Annotated in this window: 14 protein-coding genes; 6 read left to right on the top strand and 8 right to left on the bottom strand. The window is 65.6% G+C overall.

Features of this window, described 5'->3' with window-relative positions; translation table 11 throughout:
* From HBA54_RS06930 to HBA54_RS06960, 7 genes are all read right to left on the bottom strand, one after another.
* Window positions 1-1191 (bottom strand): vWA domain-containing protein, encoded by a 1191-nt coding sequence (locus HBA54_RS06930; protein WP_240932555.1) that lies wholly within the window; start codon window positions 1189-1191, stop codon window positions 1-3.
* Window positions 1191-2072, bottom strand: a complete 882-nt coding sequence (locus HBA54_RS06935; protein ID WP_167222779.1) for an AAA family ATPase — start codon at window positions 2070-2072, stop codon at window positions 1191-1193. Before HBA54_RS06935 ends, HBA54_RS06930 begins: the two co-directional genes overlap by 1 nt.
* Window positions 2073-2114: 42 nt before the next feature.
* Window positions 2115-4535: an aerobic carbon-monoxide dehydrogenase large subunit gene (locus HBA54_RS06940; RefSeq protein WP_167222781.1), complete on the bottom strand. Its 2421-nt coding sequence runs from the start codon at window positions 4533-4535 to the stop codon at window positions 2115-2117.
* Window positions 4532-5023, bottom strand: a complete 492-nt coding sequence (locus HBA54_RS06945) for a (2Fe-2S)-binding protein (protein ID WP_167222783.1) — start codon at window positions 5021-5023, stop codon at window positions 4532-4534. The genes HBA54_RS06940 and HBA54_RS06945 overlap by 4 nt, the downstream gene beginning before the upstream one ends.
* A gap of 15 nt (window positions 5024-5038) precedes the next feature.
* Window positions 5039-5893 carry an FAD binding domain-containing protein gene (locus HBA54_RS06950; RefSeq protein ID WP_167222785.1) on the bottom strand — a complete coding sequence of 285 codons (855 nt, stop codon included), beginning with the start codon at window positions 5891-5893 and terminating at the stop codon, window positions 5039-5041.
* A 179-nt stretch (window positions 5894-6072) separates the two neighbouring features.
* Window positions 6073-7272 (bottom strand): MHYT domain-containing protein, encoded by a 1200-nt coding sequence (locus tag HBA54_RS06955; RefSeq protein ID WP_167222787.1) that lies wholly within the window; start codon window positions 7270-7272, stop codon window positions 6073-6075.
* A gap of 219 nt (window positions 7273-7491) precedes the next feature.
* A complete protein-coding gene (locus tag HBA54_RS06960; RefSeq protein ID WP_167222789.1) occupies window positions 7492-8577 on the bottom strand; it encodes a LacI family DNA-binding transcriptional regulator in 1086 nt (361 codons plus the stop codon).
* A gap of 127 nt (window positions 8578-8704) precedes the next feature.
* Between HBA54_RS06960 and HBA54_RS06965 the strand changes: the two genes are divergently transcribed.
* The 6 genes from HBA54_RS06965 to HBA54_RS06990 all read left to right on the top strand — a co-directional run bounded on the left by HBA54_RS06965 (window position 8705) and on the right by HBA54_RS06990 (window position 14734).
* The gene (locus HBA54_RS06965) at window positions 8705-9697 is read left to right on the top strand and encodes a substrate-binding domain-containing protein (RefSeq protein WP_167222791.1); all 993 of its coding nucleotides are present in this window, start codon (window positions 8705-8707) and stop codon (window positions 9695-9697) included.
* Between the two features lie 77 nt (window positions 9698-9774).
* Window positions 9775-11277, top strand: coding sequence for a sugar ABC transporter ATP-binding protein (locus HBA54_RS06970; RefSeq protein WP_167222793.1), 1503 nt, complete (start codon window positions 9775-9777; stop codon window positions 11275-11277).
* Window positions 11270-12253 carry an ABC transporter permease gene (locus tag HBA54_RS06975; RefSeq protein ID WP_167222795.1) on the top strand — a complete coding sequence of 328 codons (984 nt, stop codon included), beginning with the start codon at window positions 11270-11272 and terminating at the stop codon, window positions 12251-12253. Before HBA54_RS06970 ends, HBA54_RS06975 begins: the two co-directional genes overlap by 8 nt.
* The gene (locus tag HBA54_RS06980; protein WP_167222797.1) at window positions 12250-13236 is read left to right on the top strand and encodes an ABC transporter permease; all 987 of its coding nucleotides are present in this window, start codon (window positions 12250-12252) and stop codon (window positions 13234-13236) included. The genes HBA54_RS06975 and HBA54_RS06980 overlap by 4 nt, the downstream gene beginning before the upstream one ends.
* Entirely contained in the window at window positions 13233-14081 is an 849-nt protein-coding gene (locus tag HBA54_RS06985; RefSeq protein ID WP_167222799.1) for a sugar phosphate isomerase/epimerase family protein, read from the top strand. Before HBA54_RS06980 ends, HBA54_RS06985 begins: the two co-directional genes overlap by 4 nt.
* Window positions 14081-14734, top strand: a complete 654-nt coding sequence (locus HBA54_RS06990) for a nucleoside/nucleotide kinase family protein (RefSeq protein ID WP_205944461.1) — start codon at window positions 14081-14083, stop codon at window positions 14732-14734. Before HBA54_RS06985 ends, HBA54_RS06990 begins: the two co-directional genes overlap by 1 nt.
* Here the strand turns inward: HBA54_RS06990 and HBA54_RS06995 are convergent.
* Entirely contained in the window at window positions 14727-15722 is a 996-nt protein-coding gene (locus HBA54_RS06995; protein WP_167222801.1) for a sugar-binding transcriptional regulator, read from the bottom strand. The genes HBA54_RS06990 and HBA54_RS06995 overlap by 8 nt on opposite strands.
* Window positions 15723-15809 lie beyond the last annotated feature (87 nt).

The raw sequence follows: 15809 nt of genomic DNA on the forward strand, positions 1-15809 counted from the left end.
TCACAGCCGTTGAAGCTGTGGTTCGAGGGCGGCAAGGCTTTCCAGCGTGTTGGCCGGGGCGAAGAGGTCGAGATAGGGCAGGGCCGCCGCCATGCCTGCCGCAACCGGGGCGTAGTCCTTCCAGCCTTTCAGGGGATTGAGCCAGACGATGCGGCAGCCGCGCTTTTTCAGTCGTTGCAGGGCGGTGGCGATCATCGCCGGCGGATCGGTGTCGTAGCCGTCGGAGAGGATGACCACCACGCTGCGCCCGTTCACCCGCTGCGCGGCATACTGTGCATTGAATTGGGCGAGATTGGCGCCGATGCGGGTGCCGCCGCCGAAGCCGTCGGCGAGCAGGGAGAGGCGGTTCACGGCGCGCAGGCTGTCGTGGTCGCGCAGGGCGTCGCTGATCGGCACCAGCCGGGTGTGGAAGAGATAGGCGTCGGTGCGCTGATCGGCGCTCATCAGGCCTTTCAGGAAGGCGAGGAAGACCCGCGCGTAGACTGTCATGGAGCCGGAGACATCGAGCAGGGCCACCAGATGCACCGGCCGGTCCGGGCGGCGCCGTTTCAGCAGGCGGATGGGCTCGCCGCCGGCGCTGACGCTCGCCCTGGCGATGCGCCGAAGGTCCAGCTGCGCCCCGCGCCTTGCCGCCTTGCGGCGGCGGGAGCGGCGGTCGCGGATGTTCTTGCCGAAGCGCTCGGCAACCCGCTCGGCGCGCTTCAGGTCTTCCGGCATCATCAGCTCGCGCAGATCGACCTTTTCGATGTTGCGCAGGCGTGAGGCGACCAGTTTTCCGTCACCGCTGTGGCTGAACCCATCGGAATCATCGCCACCCTCGGGCTGGTCGAGCGCGCCCTTTTCGCCGCTGCGGGATTCCCGGTCGACGCCGGGCCCGAAGGTCGGCACCTGGTGCTTCGTCCGGCGTTCGTCCCGGGTGGCGAAGCCTTGACGCTCCCGCCCGCTGTTCAGCCAGTAGGCCTCGAAGAGGTCGTCGAAGCGCTCGAAACGCTCGGCATCGCCGGCACAGATGGCTTTCAGGGCCAGCCGCGCCTCCGCCGCATCCCAGGCCTTGATGGTAGTGAGCGCCTTCAGCGCGATTCCTGTTTCAGGGGGCCCGACCGGCAAGCCATTGGCGCGCAGATGGGCCATGAAGTCGGCCATCCGCTCTGTCGTGCCGGCGGCCCGGGCGGGAAAGCGGGTCACCTGCATCACGCGGCCTTTCCGGCCAGGCGCTGGGCGACTTCCGGCGGTATCGCGGCGCAGTCCGCCTGAGTTTTCAGCAGGCAGACCAGCGACGCCTGCAGAGCCACGGGGTCTTCGGCCAGGTCGTTGATGCCCAGGCCGCTCAAGGCCGCCGCCCAGTCCAGGGTTTCCGCAACGCCCGGCTTTTTCTCCAGGTCCTCTTTGCGCAGCGCTTGAACAAAGCCGACGATCTGTTCGGCCAGCCGCGTTTCGATGCCGGGGTTGCGCTTGTTGAGGATGGCAAGTTCCGAGGCTCTGTCCGGGTAATCGACGAAAGAATAGATGCAGCGCCGCCGCAGGGCATCGGAGAGATCGCGCGCGCCGTTCGCGGTCAGGACGACATGGGGCCGCGTCGTTGCTTCGATGGTGCCCAGCTCGGGAATCGAAATCTGAAAGTCGGAGAGCACTTCCAGGAGATAGGCCTCGAACTCCTCATCCGCCCGGTCGATTTCGTCGATCAGCAGAACCGGCGCAGTCTCCTGCTGGATCGCCTCAAGCAGGGGCCGGCGCAGCAGGAACTTCTCGGAGAAGATCCGCTCTTCGATTTCCTCCGAGGAGGCGTCTTCGTTGGCCGCCGCCCGGATCGACAGCAGTTGGCGTTGATAGTTCCATTCATAGATTGCCGCCGCCGCATCCAGGCCTTCGTAGCACTGCAGTCGGATAAGGCGGGTGTCCTTCAGCTCGGCGAGGGTCTTGGCGACCTGGGTCTTGCCGACGCCGGCCGCGCCCTCCAGCAGCAGGGGGCGGCCCAGCGCCAGGGAAAGATGCAGCGCCATGGCGAGATCGTCGGAGGCGACATAGCCGGTTGTCGCGAGATCGGATTTCAGCTCGGTCCAGGTCATGGTCATCGAAAGGGGCGCGGGAAAAATTTCCCCGCGCCCGCTCCCCACTTACGCATGCAGCCCGAGATCGTTGGCGGTCTTCCAGATCCGCCAGTGATCGTGGGGCATTTGCGTGTGGGTCAGGCCGAAGGCCCGGAAGGCGTCGTTCACCGCGTTGGAGAAACAGGGTACCCCGCCGACGTTCGGGCTCTCGCCGACGCCCTTGGCCCCGATGGGATGATGCGGGCTGGGCGTTTCCGTGTAGTCGGTGGTGTAGTGGGGCGTCTCCCAGGCCGTCGGCAGGAAGAAGTCCATCAGGGTCGCGGTCTTGACGTTGCCGATCTCGTCGTAGGCGATTTCCTGGCCCATGGCGATGGCCAGGGCCTCGGTCAGGCCGCCGTGCACCTGCCCTTCGATGATCATCGGGTTGATCCGCGTTCCGCAGTCGTCAAGTGCGTAGAACTGGCGGACAACGGTTTCACCGGTATCGACGTCGATGTCCAGCACGCAGATATAGGCGCCGAAGGGATAGGTCATGTTGGGCGGATCGTAGTAGCTGACCGCCTCCAGCCCCGGCTCGACGCCGGGGATCGCCTGGTTGTAGGCGGCGTAGGCAATTTCCTTCATGGTCTTGAAGCGCTCCGGCGCGCCCTTCACCGCGAAGCGGTCGACATCCCACTCGACGTCGTTGTCATGCACCTCCAGCAGGTAGGCGGCGATCATCTGCGCCTTGGCGCGGATCTTCCGCCCGGCGAGCGCCGTCGCCGCACCGGCCACCGGCGTGGAGCGCGAGCCGTAGGTGCCCAGGCCGTAAGGCGCGGTATCGGTGTCGCCTTCTTCGATGGTGATGTCGTCGGCGGGAATACCGGTCTCCGTCGCCAGGATCTGGGCGAAGGTCGTCGCATGCCCCTGGCCCTGGGAGATGGTGCCGAGGCGGGCAATGGCCGAGCCGGTCGGGTGGATGCGGATCTCGCAGGAATCGAACATGCCCATGCCCAGGATGTCGCAGTTCTTCACCGGCCCGGCCCCGACGATCTCGGTGAAGTGGGTGAGGCCGATGCCCATCAGCTTGCGGGTCTCGCCGCGCTTGAAGGCTTCCAGCCGCTCGGCCTGTTCCCGCCGCAGTCCGTCGTAGTCGACGGCCTTCAGGGCCTTGTCCCAGGCGGTGTGGTAGTCGCCGGAATCGTACTCCCAGCCCAGGGCCGAGTGGTAGGGGAATTGGTCCTTCCTGATGAAGTTCTTGGCCCGCAGCTCGGCGGCGTCCATGCCCAGCTTGATGGCCAGGACCTCGATCATCCGCTCGATGAAATAGGCGGCCTCGGTCACGCGGAACGAGCAGCGGTAGGCAACCCCGCCCGGCGCCTTGTTGGTGTAGATTCCGTCGACGGCCAGATAGGCGGTTGGGATGTCATAGGAACCGGTACAGATGTTCATGAAGCCGGCCGGGAACTTGGTCGGATCGGCACAGGCATCGAAAGCGCCGTGGTCCGCCGTGGTGTGGCACCAGAGGCCGGTGATCCTGCCGTCCGAAGTCGCGGCGATTTTGCCCTTCATCCAGTAGTCGCGGGCGAAGGCCGTGGACATGAGGTTTTCCATGCGGTCCTCAATCCACTTCACCGGCTTGCCGGTGACGATGGAGGCGACGATGGAACAGACATAGCCGGGATAGACCCCGACCTTGTTGCCGAAGCCGCCGCCGATATCCGGCGAGATGATGCGGATGTTGTGCTCGGCGATGCCCGACAGCAGCGAGGCCACGGTGCGCACCACGTGCGGCGCCTGGAAGGTGCCCCAGACGGTCAGCTTGCCGTTCACCTTGTCCATGGAGGCGACGCAGCCGCAGGTCTCCAGCGGGCAGGGGTGGGTGCGGTGATAGTAGACCATCTCCTCGGCCACCACCGGCGCCTCGGCGATGACCGCCTCGGTCGCCGCCTTGTCGCCCTGTTCCCAGGTGAAGATGTGGTTGGGGTGACGCCGCGGGCCGTGGGCGCCCTCCAGATCGTCGGCGATGTCTTCGCGCAGGATCGGCGCGTCCGGCAGTTCGGCCTTGAAGGGATCGACCAACACCGGCAGTTCCTCGTAGTCGACCTCGACCAGTTCCACGGCGTCGGCGGCGATGTAGCGGTCCTCCGCCACCACGAAGGCGACTTCCTGGCCCTGGAACAGCACTTTGCCGTCGGCCAGCACCATCTGCTTGTCGCCGGCCAGGGTCGGCATCCAATGGAGGCTGAGCGGCTCCAGATCCTTGGCGGTCAGCACGGCGACGACGCCGGGCAGGGCGAGGGCCGCCTCGGCATTGATCGACTTCACCCGCGCATGGGCATAGGGCGAGCGCACGAAATCGCCGAACAGCATGCCGGGCTGTTGGATATCGTCGACGTAGTTGCCTTTGCCCTGGGTGAAGCGCACGTCCTCGACGCGCTTGCGGGCGGTGCCCAGGCCTTTCAGGGCGGCGGAGCGTTCGCTTTTCGGGGGGCTCATCTCGTTCATTGGGCTGCCTCCTTGGCGGCGTTCATCTCGGCGGCGGCGGCCAGGATCGCCTTGACGATGTTCTGATAGCCGGTGCAGCGGCAGAGGTTGCCCGCCATGCCGAAGCGCACGTCTTCCTCGCTGGGATTCGGATTTTCCAGCAGCAGGCGATGGGCGCGGATGATCATCCCCGGCGTACAGAATCCGCACTGCAGGCCGTGGTGCTCACGGAACATCTCCTGCAGCACATGCAGGTTGTCCGGATCGCCCAATCCTTCGACGGTGGTGATGTCGGCGCCCTCGGCCTGGGCGGCGAAGACCGTGCAGGACTTCACCGACTTGCCGTCCATATCCACGGTGCAGGCGCCGCAGTGCGACGTCTCGCAGCCGATGTGCGGGCCTTTGATGCCAAGCCTCTCGCGCAGGACATGGATCAGCAGTTCACGGGGCTCGGCAAGGGTTTCGACTTCCTGGCCGTTTACGGTCATTTTCAGATGTGTCTTTGCCATCGGTTCCTCCCAAACTCAGGCGCGCGACCAGGCGCGTTCGATCGCGCGGCGCAGGATCACCCCGGCGACGTGTATCTTGAACGCGACGGGCCCGCGGTTGTCTTCGGCCGGTTCGATGTCGTTGAGCGCGGCGGCGACGGCGGTCTTGATGGCCTGATCGTCGAGCGGGCTGCCCGTCAGGGCGGCGCCGGCATCGGCGCTGTACACCGGCGTGTCGGAGAGGTTCGTCATGGCAATCGAAGCTGCGGAGCAGCGATCGCCATCCTTGCTAAGGAGCACCGCCGCGGCTGCGGTGGCGTAGTCGCCGATCTTGCGTTTCTGCTTTTCATAGGCATAGCCGCCTTTCGGTGCGGTGAAGGAGATGGCGGTCAGGATCTCCTCGTCCGTGCGGGCGGTGAAGTAGGCCGCTTCATAGAAGTCGCGCGCCGCCACCTGACGCTCGCCGTCGGGCCCGACCAGGGTAAATGTCGCGTCGAGGCACTGCATCAGGCCGGGCATGTCGTTGCCCGGGTCGCCGTTCGCCACGTTGCCGCCGATGGTGCCGACATAGCGGACCTGCGGATCGGCGATCTGCAGCGCCGCCTCGCGCATGATGGGCGCGGCGTCCTGCAGTGCAGCATTCTCGATCAACTCGTGCTGGGTCGTCATGGCGCCGATGGTGACGGTACCGCCGTCGACGCGAATGCCTTTGAGGTCGCCGATCTTCTGCAGATCGATGAGATGGCTCATGTCGGCCATGCGCAGTTTCATCATCGGAATGAGGCTGTGGCCGCCGGCGATGACACGCGAGTCCTCGCCCAGCTCGGCCAGCAGCTTTACCGCCGCGTCGACAGACTCCGGCCGATGGTACTCGAAAGCACCTGGTATCATTCTTTCCTCCCGGTCCTACGATTATGTCGCCTGCCTGATGGGCAGGGCGCTTTCTTGTTGGGAACCAGTAAAGAACAGGCCCGGGCGGCGGGACAGCCGGTTTGGCACTAGCGGTGCGCGGCTGTCACGAACTGCGATTTATCGGAATGAACTGCGGCCGTAAATCGGGGAGCGGCCGATCAGAGGCCCAGCGCCTCGCGAAGCGGTTCGATGCGCGTACGGCTGACCGGAACCGCCGGCAGATGAGAAAAGGCGTCGAACCGGCAGGCCGCCTTGTCCTTGCGCCGTTCGAAGCTGGTCACGTGTCCGATGTTCACCAGATAGCTGCGGTGGGTCCGGTGAAACTGGGTAGCGGGCAGCCGCTTTTCCGCCTCTGAGATCGACCAGGGGCAGAAGAGTTTCTCGTTCTCGGCGTAGAGATAGGTATATCGCCCCTCCGCGCGCACGGCCGCGATGACGTCGCTCGAGATGAAGAATGTTTTCTTGTCGCGCTCATAGGGAATGCGCACCACCGGGGGAATGCCAAGCACCGGCGTATCGTAGGGGATGGGCGCCGGCCCGGCTTTGGCTTTTGTCTCTGGTTGCAGCGCACCATTCGGCGCCGGGGCAGTTTGTTCCGGCTTTGCCGCCCCCGGCCTTGCCGTTTGCGGCGTCGCTTCGGCCAAGGCGCCGCCGGGCGCAATGAAAGTGACCGCCGACAGCAGGAAGGTGCCGCAGATCACAAAGGCGGCCAGGGTGACGATGATCGCCAGGGTGCCGTTTTCCAACGAGGTCGTCATGGTCTCCGGCGCCGGCATCGGCAGGAACCCGGTCCAGTACATGGCGGAAAAATGGACCACCACGACCGAAAGGCCGAAGACCAGGGTGCCGGCGACGATGTTCTGCTTTGTGCGTTTTCCGTAAGCCGCCCAGATCGCCGCAACACCCATCGCGGCGGCCAGGATGACCGCCACCGCTTTTCCCGGCAGCTCAAAGACCGGCAGGCAGCCGCGCATGCCGGAAATTCCCAGGAAATGCATGGAGATGATGCCGCTGCCCAGCAGGATGCCGGCAATCACCATGTTGCGCGGCGTGCGGACCCGGAAATGCATCAGCAGCAGCGCCACGCCGACCAGCAGAATGGCGATCAGCGCCGATCCCAGGGTGTAAAGCGCGTCGTAGAATATCGTGATCGGGAAATCCATGGCAAGCATGGCCACGAAATGCATCGACCAGATTCCGCCGCCCAGGACGAAGGCCGACATGACGACCAGCGTCTTGCGCGCGTTGACCGACAGCTGCGAGATCCCGTTGGTCAGTGCAAGCCCGGTAAAGGCCGCCATGAAGGAGATGAAGATCGCTGCCAGTACCAAGGAGAAGTCGTAGGTATACGGCACCATGGCATAGTTTTACCGCTATTCCCGGCCCGCTTGCAAATAACGCCCGGTCACTTGTTCGATAGAGTTTTTCTGGGTTTGACGGCACCGGCCCGCACCCCCTCCCGGCCACCCATAGGATACTGGCGTTGGGTGGCCGGGAGGGGGTGCGGGCTGGAACCGCTGCGACGTCAGTCGAAAACGCTATAGAGCGAAATCCGCTGCCGCCGGACCGCCGGCCCCTTAGCCGGGGGCGATGAGGGCCGGGTTCACCTTCACGATCCTTGGCGTCGTATCCTCCGAGGTCAGAAGCTGGAAAGCCTCGCGGATCAGGCCCTCGACATCCTGGCGCACCATGACCACCGGAAAGCGCAGGTAGCGTACGAAGGGATCGTAGTCGTAGCAGCCGACCACCAGGCTCTCCACCGTCTCGGGCGGCAGGGAGCCGAGGAAACTCAGCCCGCCTTCGAAAGCGATGGTGGAGTTCACGAGAAGCGCCCGCGGCGCGGTTTCCGGATTCTGGAACAGCACCTGGGCCTGGCGGGCGACGGTTTCCGGGTTGTAGCCGGTGGCGACGACCTGTTCCGACGCAAAGTCTCCGCTCCGCCTGGTCACCACCTTGCGGAAGCCGGCGATGCGTTCGCTGGTGGCGAAGTCTTTCTCCCGCCCGCCGAGGAAGTAGATCCGGCCCTTCAGCCGCGCGTCGGCCCCGGGTTTGGCGTCGAACATGGCCTCGGTCAGGGCGACCGCCCCGGCAAGATTGTCGGAGATCACCGAGGGGGCAAGACTGCCGGGCAGGTCGACGTTGACGTGGCGTAGGCCTGCGTCCCTGCAGAGCCGGCTGATCGCATCGGGATCGGTCGCCCCGGCGATGAACAGCGAATCAACGGCGTAGGAAATCAGGGTTTCCGCCGTGCGCTGCTCTTCCTCAGGGTCGCGGTGGGTGCTGACGGTGATCGGGCAGAGGCCGCGGCGCCGGGCCTCGACCTCGAAGGACTGGGCGAGGGAAGCGAAGAAGCGGTTGTCGTACATCGGCATGATGAGCCCGGCGAGGCCGGAGCGCGACTGCCTGAGCCCGCGGGCCTGCAGGTTGGTGCGATAGCCTTCGCGTGCGGCGATGCTCTGGATCTGCCGGACCGTGCTTTCCTTGATCCGCCGCTCCCGCCAGGTGCCGTTCAGGGCGGCGCTCACCGTCGACGGCGAAGCCCCCGATAACTGTGCCAGATCGTAGATCGTCGTTTTCTTCACCGTCTCCAACTGCTCGCTACCCTCTGTATGGCGCCCGTCGGCACAGGTTCTTCCCGATTTGCCCGGAATCTTTAGGGCCATCCTATGAACGTGCTTGACTCAAAACGCCAGTCCAATAACCTTGCACTATCGATTGTGCAAAGCAACTTGCCTGAAGAGCAGGATGGTGCAGACGATCACCGATAAGAAAAAACATAGGGAGGATAAGATGTTCGCGAGATTTATGAGGGCAGCGGCGCTTGCGCTCGCTATGGCCGGAATTGCGACCGGCGCTGTCGCTGCGGAGAAGCCGAAGCTGGGCGTTGTCGTCAAGATCGGTGGCATCCCCTGGTTCAATGCCATGGAAGTGGGCATCAAACAGCGCGGCGAAGAACTGGGGATGGAGGCCTTTATGATCGGCCCGACCAGCGCCGACCCGGCACTTCAGGTGCGCGCCATCGAGGATCTGATCGCCCAGGGCGTCGATGCCATCGGCGTGGTGCCCAACGACGCCGAGGTGCTGGAGCCGGTTCTGGCCAAGGCCCGCGCCCAGGGCATCAAGGTCATCACCCATGAAAGCCCCGACCAGAAGAATGTCGACTGGAACTTCGAACTGGCCTCGGCCAACGGCTTTGGCGAGGCCCATGCCGACCTGCTGGCCGAGAAGATGGGCGGCAAGGGCGAGTATGCGGTTTTCGTCGGCTCGCTCACCGTGCCGCTGCACAACGCCTGGGCCGATGCCGCCATCGCGCACCTGAAGGCGAAGTACCCGGACATGACGCTGGTCAGCGAGCGTCACGGCGTGGCGGAATCGGCCGACGACAGCCGCAAGACGGCGCTCGATCTGATTTCCGCCAATCCCGACCTGAAAGGTTTCCTCGCCTTCGGCAGCCAGGGGCCGATCGGCGCCGGCCGCGCCATTGCGGAGCGCCGCAAGGTGGGTGAGATCTTCGTGCTCGGCCCGTTTTCGCCCGGCCAGGGGCAGAAGCTGATCAAATCCGATGCCATCTCCGGCGGCTTCATGTGGAATCCGATGGAGGCCGGGCGGGTCTTCGTCACCATGGCCGACCTGCTGATCAAGGGCGAGGAAATCAAGCCGGGAATGCAGATCGAAGGCTTGGGAACGATCTCTCCGCAAGCCGGATCGACCAACATCATCGTCGACCAGTTGGTGACCATCAACAAGGACACCGTCGACGAACTGGCTGCAATGGGTCTCTGACTGCTGTCGACCTGCCGGGGCGGTGCCTGATGGTGCCGCCCCTTTTTTTCACCCGGGCTTTTGGGGATTGATGGGGTATGGCGGAGCGGGCCGGGCCAGGGGCAGTGCTGGCGATGCAGAGGGTCTCCAAGACCTTCGGCGGCGTCAAGGCCTTGGATCATGTAGCCTTCGAGGTTCGCGCGGGCGAAGTGCATTGTCTGGCCGGCGAAAACGGCTCGGGCAAAAGCACGCTGATCAAGATCGCCACCGGCGTCTATTCGGCCGATCCGGGTGCCGACATCCGGATCGCAGGGCAGCGCGTTGCGGCACCGACGCCGGGCCTCGCGCGGCGGCTCGGCATCGCGGTGATCTGGCAGGATCTTGCGCTGTTCCCGGAGATGACCGTGGCCGAGAACATCGCCTTCGAGACCCTGTTGGGCGCGCGCCCGCGGTTGGCCTCGCAGCGGCGCCTGCGCGAAACCGCGCAGCGGGCCTTGGACCGGCTCGATGTGGCGCTGGACCTTGAGGCCCCCTTGCGCAGGCTGCCCATCGCCAAGCGCCAGATCGTCGCCATCGCCCGCGCCCTGGTGGGCGAGGCAAAGCTGATCTTCATGGACGAGCCGACCGCCTCTCTGACCCAGACCGAGACCGATCATCTGCTGGCGATCGTGCGCAATCTTGCGGCCGGCGGCGTTGCCGTGGTTTTCGTCAGCCATCGCCTGGCGGAGGTACTGGAGATCGCCGGCGCCGTGACGGTGCTGCGCGACGGCGGTCTGGTCGGCGTTTTCCCCACTGCGGGCATGACCCAGTCGCGGCTTACCGAACTGATGACCGGCCAGACTTTCGACAACGCGGTCGCGGCGCGCGATCGCAGCACCGCTGCGCCGGTTCTGGAAGTGCGCGGCCTGACCCGCAGCGGCGAATACCAGGATATCGACCTGACGATCCGCGCCGGCGAGACCGTCGGCATCACCGGGCTGATCGGCGCCGGCCGGACGGAGCTTGGCCACACCCTCTTCGGCATGACCCGGGCGGAGCGCGGTGAGATCCGGCTGCACGGCAGGCCCGTCGCCTTTCGCTCCAACAAGGATGCCATCCGCGCCGGCGTCGCTTACGTCTCGGAAGACCGGCTGTCGCTCGGCCTCATTCAGCCGCAGTCGATTGCCGACAACCTGGCCCTGCCGGTTCTCGACCGTCTGCTTTCCGGCGGTCTCATTTCGCCGCGCCGCAAGGCGGAGCTGGTGGACAGTTGGATCCGCGATCTGGCGGTGAAGATCGGCAAGCCCGATGATCCGGTCTCCACGCTCTCAGGCGGCAATCAGCAACGCATCGTCCTGGCCAAGTGGCTGGCGACGGAACCGCGGCTGCTGATCCTGGATGCGCCGACGGTCGGCGTCGATGTCGGGGCCAGGGCCGGAATTTTCGCGATCATCCGAAAGCTCGCCGAGCAGGGCCTCGCCATCCTGCTGATTTCCGATGAAGCGCCGGAGGTCCACTTCAACGCCGACCGGGTTCTGCATATGGCGGGCGGGCGGATCGTCGGCGAATACGACCCGCGGGAAACCAGCCTCGCGGCCCTGGAACGCGCCGTCTATGCGTAACCTGGTCCGCGCCAATACCACCGAGTTCTGGCTGATCCTGGTGATCCTCGCGCTGAGCCTTTTCCTGTCAGCGGCAACCGAACAGTTTTTCAGTCTGGTCAACTTCACCGACCTGATGAACACCTCTGCCGTCAACCTGATCTTTGCCATGGGCTTGGTCGTGGTGCTGATCGCCGGCGGGATCGACATCTCCTTTGCCGTGGCGGCCTCTGTGGTGCAGTACGTGACGGCACTGGCCCTGATGTCCCTCGGCGGCGGCAACTGGGCGCTGGGCTTCATCATTGCCGGTCTCTGCGGGATCACCCTGGGGGCGGTGAACGCCGCGCTGATCCATCACTTCCGGATCATCTCCATCGTGGTCACCATCGCCACCTTCAACGTCTTCTTCGGCCTACTGATGTTCTTCACCAGGGGCGTGTCGATCTACAACCTGCCGGACTGGTGGAGCGCGCGCATCATCCTCTGGGAGCAGGAGACCGCGAGCGGCGCCTGGGCGGAGCTGACCCTGCCGGTGCTGGTCATGTCGATCTGCGTTTTCCTGACCTGGATGCTGATCGGCCACAGTTCCACCGGGCGGCAGCTCTACGCCTACGGCGACAACCCGGAGGCGGCGCGGCGCATCGGCATCAACGAGGCGGCGATGCAGTACATCGCCTTCGGCTGGCTCGGCCTGATGACCGGCATCGCCGGGCTGATGCAGGTGAACTACGCGCAGGAGGTCGTGCCCAATGCGCTTTTCGGGCGCGAGCTTGATGTGCTGGCCGCCGTGGTGCTGGGCGGTGCGCGGCTTGGCGGCGGGCGCGGCACGGTGTTCGGCTGCGTGATGGGCGTGCTGCTGATTGCCATCGCCGAGAACGGGCTGAACCTGCTGGGCGTTTCGCCCTATGCCTTCAAGATGGTCGTCGGCGCCATTATCCTGGTCGCCATCACACTCTCCAATCTCTCCCTCGATACGCTTGTCAGGCAGCGAACATGATGGCCTGGCTGAAAGCGCGCCTCGGGGCGGAGGTTCTGGGTCTTGGGCTTTTCCTGGTGCTGGTGGTGCTGGTGTTTTCCTTTGCCAGCGACCGTTTTCTCACCGCCGCGAACTTCGGTTCCGTCGCCGTGCAGCTTCCCGAGCTCGGCCTGCTGACTCTGGCGATGCTGCTGCCGATCCTCTCCGGCGGCCTGAACCTCGCCGTCACCTATACCGCCAACATCTCGGCCCTGACCCTTGCCTGGGTGCTGCAGGCCAATGGCGGGCCGGAGGCCGGCTTCGGCGCCTTCGTCCTCGGGTCGCTGCTGGCGCTGGCGGTCGGCGGTGCAGCGGGTTTCGTCATGGGGGCGGTGGTCGCCTATTCGCGCGCCCATCCCATCCTGGTCAGCCTGGCGATGATGATCTTCCTGCGCGGCCTGGGCGAATACCTGACCCGCGGCGGCGATATCTCCGGCTTCCCCGACTTCGTCGCCGCCATCGGCCACGGCAGCATCCTGGGGGTGCCCGCGCCCTTGATCGTTTTCCTGGCCTGCGTGCTGCTCTGGCAGATCCTGCTCGGGCGCAGCCGGCTCGGTTTCTTCACCTACATGGTCGGCTCGAACATCGAGGCGACGCGCTATTCCGGGGTGAACACCAAGCGCGCGCTCACATTGATCTACACGCTCTCGGGCCTGATGTGCGCGGTGGCGGGCATCGTCATGATGGCGCGCTTCAATTCGGTGCGGGTCGGCCACGGCGAGGCCTATCTGCTGATCACCGTGCTCGCCTGCTTCCTGGGGGGTGTCGACCCCTTCGGCGGCTTCGGGCGGGTGACGTCGGTGCTGCTGGCGCTGGTGATTCTGCAGCTGCTTTCCTCCGGGCTCAACCTCCTGGGGGCGAATCAGCATCTCAGCACAGCGGTCTGGGGCCTGTTCCTCATTGCCGTCATGGTGCTGCGCTTTGGTTGGAAAAGATGGATTGAAATGAGGAGGAACGGGACATGAAGGGTTTGGGCGTTCACACCAGCCTCTGGGCGATGAACTGGACCCGCGAGGGGGCCGAGACCTCGGTTGCCGAGGCCAAACGTTACGGCGTGGATTTCATCGAGATCGCATTGCTCGATCCACCGGCGGTCGACACGGCGCATACCCGCGCGCTCCTGGAAAAGGCGGAGATGACGGCGGTCTGTTCGCTGGGTTTGCCGGAGGAGTGCTATGCTTCGCGCGACCCGGAAAAGGCGGTCGCGTTTCTCTCCCTCGCCGTCGACAAGACGGTGGAGATCGGCGGCCTCGCCCTCTCCGGCGTGACCTACGGCGGGATCGGCGAGCGTACCGGCGTACCGCCGACCCAGGATGAGATCGACAATGTCGCCCGGGCGCTGGCCGGCGCCGCCAGGTATGCGAAGTCGAAGGGCATCGATCTCGGCATCGAGCCGGTCAACCGCTATGAAAATCATATCATCAACACCGGACGGCAGGCGGCGGAGATGATCGACAAGGTCGGCGCCGACAACATCTTCATTCACCTCGACACCTATCACACCAACATCGAGGAGCATGGCGTCGCCAACGGCATCCTCGCGGCGCGCGAGCACCTGCGCTACATGCATATGTCGGAGAGTCACCGCGGCGTGCCGGGCAGCGGCACCTGCGACTGGAACGAAATCTGCGGCACCCTGGCGGCGATCGGCTTCGACGGCGGCCTGGCCCTGGAGAGCTTCATCAACCTGCCGCCGCAGATCGCCTCGGCGCTTTCGGTCTGGCGGCCGGTGGCGGACAGTGCCGACCAGGTGATGCTGGAGGGCCTGCCCTTCCTGCGCAACATGGCCAGGCAGTACGGGCTCATCTGATGGCGCCGGGCGGCCGCGCCCTGGAGGCTGCGGAATTCATCGCCCTGCTGGGCGACCTGCAGCGCAAAACACCGCCGGGCGCCCGGCGGATCGTGGCGCTTGCCGGCGCGCCGGCTTCGGGAAAGTCGACCCTGGCCGAGGTGGCGGAGGCCAAGCTGAACGAGGAGATGCCGGGGGCCTGCGCGGTGCTGCCCATGGACGGTTTTCACTATGACGACGCGGTGCTGGAGGCGCGGGGCTGGCGCGCGCGCAAGGGGGCGCCGCATACCTTCGACGTTGGCGGCCTGGCCGCCATGTTGGCGCGGCTGCGGGCCAATAGGGAACCGGCTGTCGCCGTACCGCGCTTCGACCGGGGGCTGGAAATCGCCCGCGCCGCTGCGGTTCTCATCGAGCCTTCGGTGCGCCTGATCCTGGTGGAGGGAAACTACCTTCTCTTAAAGGAGGCGCCCTGGGATGCGCTGGCACCGTTGTTCGACCTGACGGCCCTGATCGAAAGCGATGAGGAAACCCGGGTCGCGCGGCTGAGGCAACGCTGGCTGGATCACAATCTGAGCGCTCCGGAGATTGCCGCGAAGCTGGAAGAAAACGACCTGCCCAACGGGCGCCTGGTTTACGCCAACAGCCGTGAAGCGGATCTTGTGATCGTCACCTGATGTCGCCGGGCTGGTCGACAAGCGCCTTTGCCGTGGCCTCGTCGGTAATCAGTGCCGACATCAGCTTGCCCCTCAGCGCGGCCTTTAAGGGCGCCACCTTCTGCGGCCCGCCGCCCACCACAACCGTGAGCCGCTGCGGTGGGATTTCAAGCGGCAGACTGGCGACCCGCCGGTTGACTGGGCTGTCCAGCGGGCGCCCCTCCGCATCGAAAGCCCAGCCGGTGATCTCGCCTACCGCGCCGGCTTCGATCAGGGCCGAGATATCGCTGTCGGTCATGAAGCCGTCACTCTGGATCGGGGCCTGCCAACCGATCTCGCTGATTCCCACGAAGCTGGCGCGGGCCTGGTCGCGCAGTTCGCGCAAGACCGTAAAGGCACGCTGGCTCTGCAGGGCTTCGCGGTCGGCGACCGTCTCGGTCAGCACCGGCGCCGGCATCGGGTAGCGTTGGGCAGCGACCTTGTCGCCCAGGCGCATCACCACGTCGTAGGGGCTGGCCTGGCCGCCGGCCGCCATCGCGCCGACCAGCGACACCACCTTGTGCTGCGGACGGTCGAGCGTGTCCAACTCCTCCACCGCGGCCCGCAGCGTTCGCCCGGTGCCGACACAGACAATCATCGGCGCCTTCGATGCCAGCAGGCGCTGCAGGCGCACGGCGGCGGCCACCGCGATGCCGCTGGTCGAGCCCGGTGCCGCCGGATCGCTGGGGGTCACGTCGCAGAACGCCAGGCCGTGGCGCTCGGCCAGGCTGGCCGCCAGTTCGGTGCAGGAGGCGATCGGATGGTCTAGCCGGAACTTGATCAGCTTCTCGCTCACGGCCAGCGCGACAAGGCGTTGCACGGCCTGGCGCGACAGGTCGAGCTGCGTGGCGATCTCGTCCTGGGTCCGCCCGCCGATGAAGTAGAGCCAGGCGGCCCGCGCGGCGTCGTCGCGCCGTTTGTCGGTCTGCCGGTCCGTGGAGGGGGATGAAGAGCCAGGGGATGAAGGCAAAGGGACGGCACACCTCTGTTCCAGCACCCCAGGGGGTGGCAATTGAACGACAGCCGGGCATTTGTGCGCCGCAGCATGAGAAGGGTT

Origin of the sequence: Pelagibius litoralis, from assembly GCF_011683915.1 — a bacterium.
Classification (GTDB): Bacteria; Pseudomonadota; Alphaproteobacteria; order Kiloniellales; family Kiloniellaceae; genus Pelagibius; species Pelagibius litoralis.

What these genes read in the sequence shown, in the direction of transcription:
- HBA54_RS06945 (WP_167222783.1), bottom strand. Translation starts at nt 5,023, where the DNA reads ATGGCAAAGACACATCTGAAAATGACCGTAAACGGCCAGGAAGTCGAA.
- HBA54_RS06985 (WP_167222799.1), top strand. Translation starts at nt 13,233, where the DNA reads ATGAAGGGTTTGGGCGTTCACACCAGCCTCTGGGCGATGAACTGGACC.
- HBA54_RS06955 (WP_167222787.1), bottom strand. Translation starts at nt 7,272, where the DNA reads ATGGTGCCGTATACCTACGACTTCTCCTTGGTACTGGCAGCGATCTTC.
- HBA54_RS06940 (WP_167222781.1), bottom strand. Translation starts at nt 4,535, where the DNA reads ATGAACGAGATGAGCCCCCCGAAAAGCGAACGCTCCGCCGCCCTGAAA.
- HBA54_RS06965 (WP_167222791.1), top strand. Translation starts at nt 8,705, where the DNA reads ATGTTCGCGAGATTTATGAGGGCAGCGGCGCTTGCGCTCGCTATGGCC.
- HBA54_RS06935 (WP_167222779.1), bottom strand. Translation starts at nt 2,072, where the DNA reads ATGACCATGACCTGGACCGAGCTGAAATCCGATCTCGCGACAACCGGC.
- HBA54_RS06975 (WP_167222795.1), top strand. Translation starts at nt 11,270, where the DNA reads ATGCGTAACCTGGTCCGCGCCAATACCACCGAGTTCTGGCTGATCCTG.
- HBA54_RS06970 (WP_167222793.1), top strand. Translation starts at nt 9,775, where the DNA reads ATGGCGGAGCGGGCCGGGCCAGGGGCAGTGCTGGCGATGCAGAGGGTC.
- HBA54_RS06990 (WP_205944461.1), top strand. Translation starts at nt 14,081, where the DNA reads ATGGCGCCGGGCGGCCGCGCCCTGGAGGCTGCGGAATTCATCGCCCTG.
- HBA54_RS06960 (WP_167222789.1), bottom strand. Translation starts at nt 8,577, where the DNA reads ATGGCCCTAAAGATTCCGGGCAAATCGGGAAGAACCTGTGCCGACGGG.
- HBA54_RS06980 (WP_167222797.1), top strand. Translation starts at nt 12,250, where the DNA reads ATGATGGCCTGGCTGAAAGCGCGCCTCGGGGCGGAGGTTCTGGGTCTT.
- HBA54_RS06930 (WP_240932555.1), bottom strand. Translation starts at nt 1,191, where the DNA reads ATGCAGGTGACCCGCTTTCCCGCCCGGGCCGCCGGCACGACAGAGCGG.
- HBA54_RS06950 (WP_167222785.1), bottom strand. Translation starts at nt 5,893, where the DNA reads ATGATACCAGGTGCTTTCGAGTACCATCGGCCGGAGTCTGTCGACGCG.